At 63.8% G+C, this 13,552-nt stretch carries 11 protein-coding genes; 7 read left to right on the top strand and 4 right to left on the bottom strand.

Features of this window, described 5'->3' with window-relative positions; genetic code table 11:
- Positions 1-69: 69 nt before the first annotated feature.
- The 6 genes from FDY95_RS14070 (at position 70) to FDY95_RS14045 (ending at position 7,746) form a co-directional block, all read left to right on the top strand.
- The gene (locus FDY95_RS14070; RefSeq protein WP_138078550.1) at positions 70-1,437 is read left to right on the top strand and encodes a sigma-54-dependent transcriptional regulator; all 1,368 of its coding nucleotides are present in this window, start codon (positions 70-72) and stop codon (positions 1,435-1,437) included.
- A gap of 209 nt (positions 1,438-1,646) precedes the next feature.
- Positions 1,647-2,381, top strand: a complete 735-nt coding sequence (locus FDY95_RS14065) for a hypothetical protein (protein ID WP_138078548.1) — start codon at positions 1,647-1,649, stop codon at positions 2,379-2,381.
- 114 nt (positions 2,382-2,495) lie between these two features.
- The gene (locus tag FDY95_RS14060) at positions 2,496-3,473 is read left to right on the top strand and encodes a PspA/IM30 family protein (RefSeq protein ID WP_171025682.1); all 978 of its coding nucleotides are present in this window, start codon (positions 2,496-2,498) and stop codon (positions 3,471-3,473) included.
- Between the two features lie 181 nt (positions 3,474-3,654).
- A complete protein-coding gene (locus FDY95_RS14055) occupies positions 3,655-5,433 on the top strand; it encodes an OmpA family protein (RefSeq protein ID WP_171025681.1) in 1,779 nt (592 codons plus the stop codon).
- A gap of 348 nt (positions 5,434-5,781) precedes the next feature.
- Positions 5,782-6,564 carry an ABC transporter permease gene (locus FDY95_RS14050; protein ID WP_138078542.1) on the top strand — a complete coding sequence of 261 codons (783 nt, stop codon included), beginning with the start codon at positions 5,782-5,784 and terminating at the stop codon, positions 6,562-6,564.
- A 357-nt stretch (positions 6,565-6,921) separates the two neighbouring features.
- Positions 6,922-7,746 (top strand): ATP-binding cassette domain-containing protein, encoded by an 825-nt coding sequence (locus FDY95_RS14045; RefSeq protein ID WP_138078540.1) that lies wholly within the window; start codon positions 6,922-6,924, stop codon positions 7,744-7,746.
- 147 nt (positions 7,747-7,893) lie between these two features.
- Here the strand turns inward: FDY95_RS14045 and FDY95_RS14040 are convergent, their stop codons facing one another.
- On the bottom strand, positions 7,894-8,421 hold the full coding sequence (locus tag FDY95_RS14040) for a hypothetical protein (RefSeq protein ID WP_138078538.1): 528 nt from the start codon (positions 8,419-8,421) through the stop codon (positions 7,894-7,896).
- Positions 8,422-8,509: 88 nt separating this feature from the next.
- Between FDY95_RS14040 and FDY95_RS14035 the strand changes: the two genes are divergently transcribed.
- Positions 8,510-10,318: a sensor histidine kinase gene (locus FDY95_RS14035; protein WP_138078536.1), complete on the top strand. Its 1,809-nt coding sequence runs from the start codon at positions 8,510-8,512 to the stop codon at positions 10,316-10,318.
- A 111-nt stretch (positions 10,319-10,429) separates the two neighbouring features.
- Here FDY95_RS14035 and FDY95_RS14030 read toward each other — a convergent pair whose 3' ends face one another.
- The 3 genes from FDY95_RS14030 to FDY95_RS14020 form a co-directional block, all read right to left on the bottom strand.
- A complete protein-coding gene (locus tag FDY95_RS14030) occupies positions 10,430-11,242 on the bottom strand; it encodes an EamA family transporter (protein ID WP_212744903.1) in 813 nt (270 codons plus the stop codon).
- Positions 11,243-11,397: 155 nt separating this feature from the next.
- A complete protein-coding gene (locus FDY95_RS14025; protein WP_138078532.1) occupies positions 11,398-12,738 on the bottom strand; it encodes a sensor histidine kinase in 1,341 nt (446 codons plus the stop codon).
- Positions 12,735-13,430, bottom strand: coding sequence for a response regulator transcription factor (locus tag FDY95_RS14020; RefSeq protein WP_138078530.1), 696 nt, complete (start codon positions 13,428-13,430; stop codon positions 12,735-12,737). The genes FDY95_RS14025 and FDY95_RS14020 overlap by 4 nt, the downstream gene beginning before the upstream one ends.
- Positions 13,431-13,552 lie beyond the last annotated feature (122 nt).

The raw sequence follows: 13,552 nt of genomic DNA, 5'->3' as shown, positions 1-13,552 counted from the left end.
CGAGCCGGGGAATTTGGCACCTTTGCGCCGCGGCTTGCTCCCTCACCTTTCGCCGCGCCCTTCGCCGCCATGCCCCAAGGCACCATTCTCATCATCGACGACGAACCCCGCCTGCGCCAGCTGCTGGCCCGCCTGCTGGAGCTGGAAGACTACCACGTGCTGCAGGCCGTGAATGCCGCCGAGGGCCTGGAGCTGCTCGGGCAGCACCCGCAGGTGCTGGTGGTGCTCTGCGACGTGAAGCTGCCCGACGCCCACGGCGTACAGCTGCTGCCGCGCCTGAAGCAGAAGGCCCCGCTCTCGGAAATCATCCTGATGACGGCCTACGGCACCATTATCGACGGGGTGCAGGCCATGAAGGACGGCGCCTTCGACTACATCACCAAGGGCGACTCCAACGACCAGCTGCCGGTGCTGGTGGAGCGCGCCGCCGAAAAAGCCCGCCTGCGCTACCGCGTGGCCGAGCTGGAGCGGCAGGTGGGCCAGCAGCATTCCTTTGAGTCGATGATTGGTCACTCGCCGGCGCTGGAACGGGCCAAAACGCTGGGCCGGCAGGTAGCCGCCACCGATGCTACCGTGCTGCTGGAAGGGCCCACCGGCTCGGGCAAGGAGCTGTTTGCCCAGTCCATTCACCAGGCTTCGCCGCGCAAGGGCAAGCCCTTCGTGGCGGTGAACTGCTCGGCCTTCCCCAAGGACTTGCTGGAATCGGAGCTGTTCGGCTACCGCAAGGGCGCCTTCACCGGGGCGCTGGGCGACAAGAAGGGTCTGCTGGAAGAAGCCTCGGGCGGCACCTTGTTCCTGGACGAAATCGGGGAGCTGGAGCTGTCGGTGCAGGCCAAGTTTCTGCGCGTGCTCGAAACGCAGACCTTCACCAAGCTCGGCGACACCAAGCCTACCAAGGTGGACGTGCGGCTGGTGGCGGCCACCAACCGCAACCTTAAGCAGGAAGCCGCCAACGGGCAGTTCCGGCCCGACCTGTACTACCGCCTCTCGGTCTTCACCATCGGGGTGCCGCCCCTGAAGGCCCGCCCCGACGACGTGGCCCCGCTGGCCGAGTACTTTCTGCGCTACTTCGCCGCCCGCATGAGCAAGCGCCTGCCCGGCCTCGACGCGGACACGCTGCGCCTGCTGCAGCGCTACGACTGGCCCGGCAACGTGCGCGAGCTGAAGAACGTGCTGGAGCGCGCCGCCATCCTGGCGCCCGCCGACCAGCCCCTGGCCGCCGCTTACCTGCCCGACGAGTTTCACGCCAGCGGCAGCCCCGCGGCCGGTCTGGCCGGCTTCAGCCCCGACGACCGGAGCCTGCGCGCCCTCGAAGCCCAGCACATCCGCCAGGTGATGGCCGAAACCGAGGGCAACAAAACCGAGGCCGCCCGGCAACTCGGCATCGGCCTGACCACGCTCTACCGCAAGCTGCAGGAGTACGGCCTGGCCTCGTAAGCCCTTTCAGAACTCCGTTTCGACAACGCCGACCCTTCCAAAACGGAAGGGTTGGCTGCTTTATGGCCCGGCTGAATTTGTGGAATTTGATTTTTATACTTTGATAATCAGGTTGCTATAATTGGTTGCTGATTTGGTATCGGCTCATCGGCATCTGGATTGGCTTAGGGTCCGCGTCCCGCAAGACGTTACCCTAACCGCCTTTTCCAATGGCCATCTTCGACAACATCGCCAAAGCCGCCAAAGACTTCTTCGTCGAAAGCGACGACGCGGCGGCCCCCAGCACCCCGCAGGCCCGGCCCTTGCCGGGTGCGGCGCCGGTAGCCCCGGCCTTTGCGCCGGCTGCGCCGCTGGCGCCGCAGGGGCCCGCGGCGGCCGGAGCCGCTTTCAGTCCGCCGGCGCCCGCCGTGACGCAGCCCGAGCAGCGCCACACTGACCACATCAACGGCTTGCTGGCTGGCGACGGCAAGGACTTCGCCGCTTACTGCAAGATGGTGCGTAGCATGGCCGCCAGCGGGCTGTCGGGCCCGGTGCTCTACCAGACGGCCTTCCACGCCTTCGCGGCCGTGACGGGCCTCTCGGTGCCGGAGCTGCTGGCCTCGGCCGATCAGTTTGAGCGCACCCTGCAGTCGGACCGCAACAAGGTGCTGGAGCGGCACAAGGAGAAGCTCGGCGAAATCAAGATTCCCAACACCCGCCCCAGCGTCATCGTGCAGCTGCTGGCCCAGGAGCAGAAGCTGCAGGCCGACCTGGCCGAGCTGACCCGGCAGCTGGAATCCAAAAGCCAGGAGCTGCAGGCCGCCCAGCAGCAGCTAGGGGAGGAGCGCCAGAAAGCCCAGGCGGCCCTGGCTTCCTACGAGTTGGCCAACGCCAGCGCCGCCGCCGACCTGCACGCCCACTTCCAGGCCGCCCAGAGCTTTCTGCTCACGCTGCCGGTGAAATAGAGAGGTGGTGAAATGGTGAGTTGCAGTTCAACAACTCCTCGCCCTTTCGCCGCTTCTGAATCACCGCATCAAACTCACTATTTCACAAACTCACCTTTTCACCAAATGGACACAATGCTTTCCACTGACCACGAAGCTGGACTCGCCAAGTGGCAGAAGCCGGAAAAAGTAGCCGGCTGGATTTTCCTCGCGGGCGCCGTCGGCACCGGCGTGTACTTCTGGGGCTCCATCGTCCCGTTCCTGGTCGACATGGTGTTCGACACGGTGAAGCTCGGCATCGGGCTGGGCGCGCTGTTCGCCATGTTTCTGCTCGTGACCAGCAAGCGCATCAAGGCCGGCCTGTGGTACGCCGGGCAGCGCATCTTCCGCACCGCCGCCGGCATTTTCGTCGAGACGGACCCCATCGGCATCATGCAGGACTACATCCGCAACACCGAGCAGGAGGCCAAGAAAATGGACGCCGAAGTGGCCCACGTGGAGGGCGCCCACGAGCTGGTGAAGCGCAAGATGGACGGCAACAAGCAGCAGATGCAGGAGTACCTGAGCCTGGCCACCTCGGCCCAGCGCCAGGGCGAAAAGGACGCCGCCGAGCAGTACGCCTCCCGCGCCGCCCAGCTCGAAGACTACAACGCCCGCCTGCAGCCCATGCTGACCACCACCGCCAACGTGAGCCTGGTGATGCGCCAGATCCTGAAAGCCGCCCTGCGCCAGATCGACAACTCCAAGTTCAAGGTGAACCTGCTGAAAGACGAGTACGAGTTGGTGAAGCGCACCAGCAGCGGCATGCGCGCTGCTATGAACATCCTGCGCGGCGACCCGGACAAGAAGTACTTCTTCGACCTGGCTACCGACCGCGTGGCCCAGGACATGGCCATGAAGCTGGGCCAGATCAAGCAGGCCATGCGCTACTCCCAGGCCTTTGTGAAGGAAATGGACATCCAGAACGGGGTGATGAGCGAGAAAGGCCAGCGCCTGCTGGAGAAATACCAGAAGGGCGACTTCAACTCCCTGCTCGACGAAAAAGCCGTCGGCCAGACGCCCCGCGCCACCGCCCAGGCCAGCAACGACGCCTTTAGCAAGCTGCTGGACTAGAGTTGAATGTGGGGGAATGTGAGAAATGTGAAAAATGTGAAAAATGAGGACAGTGCGTCGACGCAGTTACGCTGAACCACTTAAAGATCAGATACCACATTTTCTCATTCCTCACATTCTCCTCATTCCGCACATTCCGCACATTCCGCACATTCCAACCACATTTTTCACACTACCCATCATGACAACTCGCGGTAAAATCGTCATCGGCCTGCTGCTGGTGCTGGCCGCTTACTTCGGCATCAACAAGCTCATTAGCAGCGGGGCCGTCTTCCAGAAAGCCGAAACGCAGTCGGTGCTGCTGAACAGCATCGAGCTGCCCACCCAGGCGGGGGGCTCCCGCACCAACGTGGCGGTGCCGCTGGCCCCGCTGCCCGCCACTACGCCGGCCGAGAAAGGCACGCCGGTGACCTGGGAAGTAATGGCCTGGAACTCGCAGATGGGCGCCATGCTGGCCAACGGTGGCCCGCGCAGCACCGAAGGCTCGGCAATGGCTGCCAACGGCATCGACATGCAGATTGTGCGGCAGGACGACGTGGCCAAAATGCAGGCCGATCTGGTGAAAAACGCCCTCGACCTGCAGAACAACCCCCAGACGCCCGGCCTCATCGTGAGCATCATGGGCGACGGATTGCCGGCCTTCTCGGCCGTGCAGCAGCAGCTGGAAAAAGCCGGCACCGGCCTGCAGATTCTGCCCTACAGCCCCGGTAAGTCGTTCGGCGAAGACAAGCTGATGGGCCCGAAAGAGTGGCTCGACAACCCCAAATCGGCCCTGGGCAAGACCATTGCCTGCTACCTGCGCGACGGGGACCAGAATATTGCCCTGAAGTGGTGCGCCGACAACGGCCTCAAAGTCAACCCCGACGAGACGACCTACGACCCCGAAGCGGTGAACTTCATGGCCGCCTCCGACTTCCTGGTGGCCGCCGAGAAATACATCCTCGGCAAGCCCGAGCAGCGCCTGAAAGTGGTGAAAGGCCGCAGCACCGGCGTGAAAGTCGACGTGGTGGCCGACGCGGTAGCCACCTGGACGCCCGGCGACGTGAACATTGCCAAGCAGAAAGGCGGGCTCGTGAACATCGTCTCGACCAAGGACTACAGCAACCAGATGCCCAACATCATGGTCACCACGAAGCGCTGGTACGACGCCCACGAGAAAGAGGTAACCGGCATCATCACCGCCCTGGCCGTGGCCGGCGACCAGGTGAAAAGCCACCCGGAAGCTCTGCAGCGCGCCGCGGATATTTCCAGCGAGGTGTATGGCGACAAGGACAAGCCCGGCAGCTACTGGCTGCGCTACTACAAGGGCGTAAGCGAAGCCGACCGAACCGGCGAAGTGGTGGAACTGGGCGGCAGCAAGGCCTTCAACTTCGCCGACAACCTCACCCTGTTCGGCCTCGACAACGGCGGCACCAACATCTACGCCTCCGTCTACAAAACCTTCGGCGACGTGCAAAGCCGGCTCTACCCCAAGGAGCTGCCCAGCTACGTGCCCCTCGACCAGATGCTGGACCTGAGCATCCTGAAGAAGCTACAGGCGCAGTACAAGGGCAAAACCATTGCCCCGGCCGAGCAGCAGCAGTTTGTCGCCGACGACGAAATCCGCCAGAGCGTGAGCAAGCGGGCCTGGAACATCGAGTTTGAAACCGGCCGCAGCGCCTTCACCCCGGCCGCCGAGCAGGACCTCAACCGCCTCTTCGACGACCTGGTGGTGGCCGGCCGCCTGAAAGTCGCCGTGCACGGCCACACCGACAACGTGGGCAACGCTGATAAGAACCAGCAGCTCTCCGAGCAACGTGCCCTGGCCGTCAAAAGCTGGCTGGAGGCCAAAAGTCGCTCTTCGTTTCCCGACGGCCGCGTGCAGGTCTACGCCCACGGCGCCCTGGAGCCCGTGGCCGCCAACACCACCGAGGACGGCCGCGCCAAAAACCGCCGCGTCGAAATCGTCCTCGGCAACTAAGGGGTCTTGCGGGCCCTGGTATCCCGCGTGCTTTATCCCTACGCCCGATCTACTAGCCGATTATCCGCAAGATGCCGCAGGCGCCCCGCCGGTAACGGGGCGCCTGCAAGCAGCGGCCCAGGCCGGCTTCGTGCTCGGCTGGCTGGTTTGCCGGCTGCTGAGTTAAGCTCGAATCAGCCAGCTCGTCATTCAGAGCGAAGCGAAGAATCTTGCGTGCTGCTGTCAGATAGCAGATTCGTCGTTCAACGAAGGAATTACTATCCGGCGAGATGTCTCGACTTCGCTCGACATGACGGCCTTTATCCTTCTCAACAAACACCCCAACCGCCTTACGCCAGGCCGGTCCCTATGAAAGAGCTGTTCTCCCCCAACGCCACCCCGCGCCGCTCGGTCTTCACCACGATGGTAGCCCTGCAGGTGCTAGTGCTGGTGCTGCTCTGGGCCTTTTACCCGGTGCAAATGTTCCCCAGCCTGGGCCAGGTCCTACGCGCCCTGCGTGACCTGACCACCACGCAGGGCCTCATCCAGGAGCTGTGGGCCAGCATGACCACCGCTTTGCAGGCCCTGGCCATCGGCACGGTGCTGGCCCTGCTGATTTCCTACCTGACGGCGCTGCCCTTCTTCCGCCCGCTGGCCTACGCCGCCACCAAGATGCGCTACCTCACCCTCACCGGCCTCACCTTCTTCATGGCCCTGATGATGAGCTCCGGCCACGAGGTAAAGCTGTCGGTGCTCGTCTTCGCCACCACCGTGTACCTGGTCACCGGCATGACCAGCGTCATCCTGATGACCACCCAGGAGGAAATGGACCACGCCCGCACCCTGGGCCTGGGCGAGTGGCGCAGCTTCTGGGAAGTGGTGGTGCTGGGCAAGCTGGACCTGATGCTGGAAGTGGTCCGCCAGAACTTCGCCATCATCTGGACGATGATTACCCTGGTGGAAACGCTCTACCAGTCGGAAGGCGGCATCGGGCTGCTGCTCTACAAGCAAAACCGCTACCTCCACCTCGACGGCGTGCTGGCCATCCAGCTGGTCATCCTGGCCACCGGCGCCGCCCAGGACTACCTCTTCGGCCTGCTGCGCCGCGTGTTCTTCCCGTACTCGGCCCTGGCAGCCGCCGGGCAGGGGTAGCCGGTAGGAAGGAAGCTGAGTCCAGACCTGCGGCGTTTTTAACCGAAAATCCCAAGACTCCGCCGCAATGCTCCAAGGCATAGCCTCAATCGTCAAAAGCTTCGCCGCAATGCTCCAAGGCATAGCCCCAATCGTTCAAGGCTTCGCCGCAACGCTTCAAGGCATGAACTCAATCGTCCAAGGCTTCGCCTCGGTCGTCCAAGGTTGCGCCTCGATGCTCCAAGGTGCGGACGCAGTACACCAAGGCTTCGCCCCGATGCTCCAAGGCTCGGCCGCAGGTATTCAAGCTTCCACCACCGCGTTCCGAGGCTTCGGCACGGGTGGCGTCAATCCAACTCACCATTTCACCAACTCACTATGTCACCATACAGCCACCACGAGCCCGTGCTCACTCTCGACAACATTTCCATGACCTTCCACGGCGAGCTGGTGCTGCGCGACATCAGCGCCCAGGTGCGCAACGTGGTGCGCCCCGGCATGAGCCAGGGCCAGGTCGTGGGCTTCTACGGTCGATCCGGCATCGGCAAATCGGTGCTCTGCCGCATCATCGCCGGCCTTACGCCGCCTAGTAGCGGCGCCGTGCAGGTCGGGGAGGAGCAGCATCCCGTCCGCCCCGGCGACGTAGGCCTGGTGCAGCAGCGCTACCCCCTGTTCAACCACCGCACCCTGGCCGACAACCTGCTGCTGGCCGCCCAGCAAAAGCACCAGCCCGAGGCCGCCCGGCAGGAAGTCGAAGCCTTCCTCGAACGCTTCTGCCTGACGCCTCACCGCAAGAAATTCCCCGCCCAGCTCTCCGGCGGCCAGCGCCAGCGCGGCGCCATTGCTCAGCAGCTGCTCTGCTCCGAGCACCTCATCCTGCTCGACGAGCCCTTCTCCGGCCTCGACGTGGCTATGATCGACGAGCTGAAGAAAATCATCGTGGAAGTCACCACCATGGACGAGCTGAACACCGTCGTCATCGTCTCCCACGACCTCTCGACCACCACCGCCCTCTCCGATACGCTCTGGCTCATGGGCTACGAGCGCGACGCCGCCGGCCAGCTCATCCCCGGCGCCACCATCTCCAAAGAGCACCAATACGACCTGGCCGCTATGGGCCTGGCCTGGCACCCCAACGTGGAAGCTGAGCCCGAGTTCGGCCGCTTCGTGGAGCATTTGAAGGAAGAGATTCGGCGGTCGTAGTTGTTTTCAGAACGTCATGCTGAGCGCAGTCGAAGCATCTCTACCGCTTCGTTGAAGGAACCCAAGCCAAGAAGCAAAGCTTCCCTAGGAAATAGGGGTCGACTGAAATAAAAAGAACTTATGCCATTGTAGATGCTTTCAATACCCCTATTCTTTATTTAAGCGAAATAATACTTGTCTGAAATATTTATTCAACATCCCTGCTCCTGCGAATTTATGCAATACAATAGGGCCTGCCTCAGCTGTCGACTTGAGGTATTCCTCGCTTTTACTGGAATTATTGCCTAAATAAACCATTCTGTAGATTGTATTTGACGGATCAAGTTCAAATGCTTTAAGTAGCATTCGTGTGGCTTCATCTTCCATGGTACTAAATTCACCAAATTCATAAGGCAGTATCGATACAGTATAGCCTGCAATGAAATTAAAGTCTGCCAGCGTCGAGAAATTCTGTTTTCCCTCAGTAAGCATGGTCGGAAGCAGGCTTTGTAAATTTATTTTTTCTTGAAAAAATTCTGGAGTCTCCTCAAGTGCAAGCCATAAGAATATATAAAAATTCTTCCATATATCGTAGTCCAGCTTGTTGGCGGAATATAAAACTCGGTAGAATTCGTAAGCTTCTTGGTATTTCTGATCTTCTTCAAGATTTATGATATGTTCCAATAAAGGGTTCATGCCAGTCTATGTTAAGATCAATACTACAATCAAAGTTAGCTATTGAAGGTACCTTGCCCCCTGATTCCCCCGCCCCGGTGGCTCCTCCATGAACATCCGCACGAAAATAAGCCTGGGCTTCGGCGTGGTACTGGCCCTGCTGCTGGTGCTGGGCGCCTACGCCACCACGGCCCTGCTGCGCCTCGACAACACCACCCGCCGCATCCGCCAGACCAACGTCTACTCCGTGGAAGTGGGCCAGGTGCTGCTGCGCGCCATCGACCAGCTGGAAACCCAGCCGGCCGCGCCCGGCGGGCTGCCGCTGCTGGGCCAGGCGCTCAGCCGCGCCAATGCCAACGTGACCGAGCCCGGCGAACAGGCCGTCATCGACAGCCTGGCCCAGGCCGCGGCGGCCTACCAGCAGCGCGTGAAGAATGGCGCAGTGCCCGCCGCGCTGGCGCCCTACCGCAGCTACCTGCGCGGCCTCGCCCACCGTTTGGTCGACCTGAACGTGGATGCGCTGGAGCACAAGAGCCGGGTGGCCGACCGCCGCGCCGCCGAGTCGTTTCGCATCATGCTGGCCCTGGCGGCGCTGGCCGTGGTCATCACCCTGGGGCTGATTATCGGCACCGCCGAGGCCGCCGCCGTGCCCATCGAGGAACTGACTCGGGCCCTGGAGCACGCCAGCAAAAACAACTTCGAGTCGACCATCCCGGCCGGGGAGTACAACGAACTGGGCCGCGCCGGCCGGGCCTTCAACCGCCTGCTGCTGGAGCTGCAGAAGTTCCGCCGCACCGCCCTCACCGAAATCATGACCGAGCGCACCCGCCTCGAAGGCGTCGTGAGCAGCCTCGACGAAGGCCTGCTGCTGCTCGATGAGCGCGGCGTCATCCTGCTGGCCAACCCCGCCATCTGTCGCCTGCTCGGCCGCGCCGACAACGAATTGGTGGGCCGTCCCGCCACCGAGCTGGCCCGCCAGCACGAGCTGCTGGCCCAGATGCTGCGCCCGCTCACGCCCGCCCGCCAGCTCGTGCCCGAAGGCCCCGACGACGAACCCAACAGCCCCGCCACCGACGAGGAAGCCGCCCCGCTCATCACCGTGCGCATCAGCGGCTACGACAGCTACTACCGCCTCAGCGCCCACGCGCTGCGCACCTTCGACGAGAGCGGGCAGCACGTGCGCTCGGCCGGGCAGCTGCTGGCCCTGCGCAACGTGTCGGAGTTCAAGAAGCTCGACCAGCTCAAGAGTAATTTCCTCGCCACCGTCTCGCACGAGCTGAAAACCCCGCTGGCCAGCATCGGCCTTAGCCTGAAGCTGCTGCAGCACGAGCGCACCGACGCTGAGGAGCGGCAGCGCCTGGCCCAGGGCATCGGGCAGGAAACCCAGCGCCTGCAGCGCATGGTGGGCGAGCTGCTCACCGTGGCCCGGCTCGACGCGGGAGCCGGCATTCAGCTCAGCCTGCGCCCCAGCAGCCTGGCCGCCGTGGTGCAGCGCGCCGTCGACACCGTGCGCCCCCAGCTCGACGACAAGCGCCTGCCGCTGCGGCTGGAGCTGCCCCCCGACCTGCCCCCGGTGCGCGCCGACGAGGAAAAAACCACCTGGGTGCTCATCAACCTGCTCTCCAACGCCATCCGCTACTCGCCCAGCGAGGCCCAGCTGACCATCCGCGCCGAGCTGACCGCCGATGCCCGCGTGCGCCTCAGCGTGCAGGACTGCGGCCCCGGCATTGCGCCCGAGCACCACGAGCGAATCTTTCAGCGCTTTCACCAGAGCCCCGAAGGCGAAGTGCGCCGCGGCAGCACCGGCCTGGGCCTGAGCATCAGCCGCGAGTTCATGGCCGCCCAGGGCGGCCGGCTCTGGCTTGAAAGCTTCCCCGGCTGCGGCAGCACCTTCCACTTCACCCTCCCGGTGGCGTGAGGTGGTGAACTGGTGAGATGGTGAAATAGTGAGGTGGTGAGTGTCGTTCTACTTGCGCCAGCTGCGCGGTGCCGGATTTTCGAACATCAAACTCACCAGTTCACCACCTCACTATTTCACCGTAAGCGTAGCGCCCGCGCTGGCTACCACGATGAGGGCCACGGCCAGCCACTGGCCGGCGGTTAGCTGCTCGTGCAGCAGCAGCCAGCCCGACAGCGCGGCGGCCACCGGCTCCAGGCTCATCAGCACGCTGAAGGTGCGGGTGGGCATGGTGCGCAGCGCCTGCATTTCCAGCGAAAAGGGCAGCACGCTGGAAAACAGTGCCAGCAGCGCACCCAGCCCGCACAGCAGCGGCGTGAGGCCCAGCAGCTGCTCGCTGGCCACACCGAACGGCACCACCGGCAGGGCCGCAAACAGCATCCCGACGGCCACGGCCTCGGCCCCCGGCAGCACCGCCGCCGTGCGCCGCCCCAGCACGATGTAGATGGCCCAGCAGGCGCCGGCCGCCAGCGCGAAGCCCATGCCCGGCAAATCGAGGCCGCCGCCCTGCCAGGGCGCAATCAGGGCAATACCGGCGGCGGCCAGCACGGCCCACACGGCGTCGAGCCAGCGGCGGGAGCCCAGCAGCGCCAGGCTCAGCGGGCCCACGAACTCCAGCGTCACGGCCAGGCCCAGCGGAATACGGTCCAGGGCGCAGTAAAACAGGAAGTTCATGCTGCCCAGCGCCAGTCCGTAGGGCACCACGGCCCGCCACTGCGGGGCCGTCAGCCGGCCCAGCCGGGGGCGCACCGCCAGCAGCAGAATCAGCGCCGAAAACCCGATGCGGACGCTGGCCGTGCCGGCCGGACCGAGCACGGGAAACAGCCCCTTGGCAATGGCCGCGCCGCCCTGCACGCTGATGATGGCCAGCAGTACGGCGGGCAACGCAGGAATAGTAATACGTCGGGCAGCAGCCAGCATAAGCGTAAAAAAGTAGGCGGCCCGGCCGAGAGGGTTCGGTCGGGCCACCATGTTGGCCTACAACAGCCGAAGGGGCGTTTTGTCAATGAGTGAATGATTGAATGCCGTTCTGGATTCGCTCATTCACTCAATGAAACCGGCGGTGGCAGCCGCAGCGTAAACGAGGTGCCGTGCTCGTCCGACTCGGCCGTGATGCGGATGAAATGAAACTGCGCTACCGAGCGCACCACCGCCAGGCCCAGCCCGAAGCCCTCCACCCGGCCGTCGTCGAAGCGGCGGAACCGCTCGAAGAGGTGGGGCAGCTGCTCGGCCGGAATGGGCTTGCCGGTGTTGTGAATCACCAGAATGTAGGCGCCATCGGCCTGCGGGGCGCCGGTGAGGGCAATGCGGCCGTCCTCGGGCAGGTTGTACTTGATGGCGTTGGAGAGCAGGTTGTAGAACAGCGTGAAGAGCAGCGTGCGGTTGGCCGGGGCCATGGTGGGCGTGCCCTCCAGCTGCTGCCGGAGCGTGATGTGCTGGTCGAGCAGGCGGTAATCCAGCTCTTCCACCACCTCGCCCAGCAGCTCGCGGATGTCGACGCGGTCGGGGCGGGCAAACTGCGCGTTTTCGATGCGCGAAATCAGCAGCAGGGTGCGCAGCGTGGCCGTGAGCCGCTGTAGGGTTTTCTGGGAGGTGACGAGCTGGGTTTCGGCTTCCTCGGGCAGGTTCTCAGCCTGCAGCATGTTCTCGAAGCGGTTCTGCAGGATGCTGATGGGCGTCAGCAGCTCGTGCGAGACGTTGGCAATGAACTCGCGCTCCTGCTCAAACACCGTCCGGATCTTCTGCAGCATCTGCTGGATGGTGTCGTCGAGGTAGCGGAAGTCCCAGGTGCTGGTTTGCAGCGCGGGCAGCGGCGGGGGCGTGGGCCCCTGCACCGCCCGCAGCCGCTGCACGATCTGGTCGACGGGCCGCAGCAGGTAATTGATGACGCCCAGCTCGATGAGCAGGGTGCTGAGCACGGCAAACACCAGGGCATAGGCCGCGAAGCTGCGCAGCAGCCCGTACACGTCCTCCACCGACTCCATACTCTTGCCGATTTCCAGGGTGTAGGGCTGCCCGTCGTGCACGAAACTGGCCCGCAGCACCCGAAAATCGACCATCTCGCCCTGCTGCCGCCGGGGCAGGGTGGCAATGGTGTCACGGCTGATCGGGTGCAGCTGCCCGCCCCGGCGCAGGTCGATGAACTCGTCCTCCAGCAGGTCGTAGTGCAGGCGCTGGTCCTCCTCCTGACCCCGCAGAAACGAGGTGACGCCCACCCGCTCGATGCGCTGGCGCACTTTCACCAGCTCGCCGCGCAGGCGGGCTTCGGTGTGGCGCAGGGCAAACACCTCGATGGCCCAGGGCAGCGCCAGCAGCAGCACCCCGGCCATCAGGCCCTTCGAGAGGGTGGTGAGCAGTACCAGTTTCTGCCGCAGCCTCACGCGTCGGGCCCGGTTTTGATGCGGTAGCCCACTCCGCGCACCGTCTCAATCCAGTCGCCCGGGTCGTAGGGCGCCAGCTTCTTGCGGATGTTCTTCACGTGCACGTCGATGAAATTGGAGTCCCGATCGTCGCTGTCGCTGATCATGCTGCCCCAGATATGCTCGCTGAGCTGCAGGCGGGTGAGCACCTTGTGGCGGTGCAGCAGCAGGTAGTGCAGCAGGTCGAATTCCTTCTTGGTCAGCGGCACTTCCTGCTCGCCGTGGCGCAGCGTCCGGTCGCTCACGTTGAGCACGAACGGCCCAAACGAGAGCGTGTCCTGGGTCACGCCGTGCTTGCGCCGCACGATGGCCTGCATCCTCGACACCAGCTCCAGCAGCGAGTAGGGCTTGGCCAGGTAGTCGTCGGCGCCCAGGTCCAGGCCCTTGATGCGGTCATCCACCGTGCCGCGGGCGCTCAGGATGATGATGCTGGCCTGCTGGTTGCGCTCCTTGCGGGCCTCGGCCAGCAGCTGCAGTCCGTCCTGGTCGGGCAGGCCCAGGTCGAGCAGCACGAAGTCGTACTCGTTCACGAACAGCTTTTCCGAGGCTTCGCGGCCAGTGCGGGCAAAGTCGCAGTGAAACCGTTCGTTGTGCAGGTATAAGCCCAGCTCGCGGGCCAGGGCCTTGTCGTCTTCAATGATGAGAACGTTCATGTGGGAGAATGAACAGTGAGCGGTGAACAATGAGCAAGTACGGCCATCGGGCCGAAAATAGCTGGGCCGACCAGCAAATAGGCCCGGCGGGGCCCGGGCTGCGAGTTAGTACGGCGTACCTG

Source organism: Hymenobacter jeollabukensis (assembly GCF_005771675.1).
Classification (GTDB): Bacteria; Bacteroidota; Bacteroidia; order Cytophagales; family Hymenobacteraceae; genus Solirubrum; species Solirubrum jeollabukense.
This window is presented reverse-complemented; position numbering and strand designations above follow the sequence as displayed.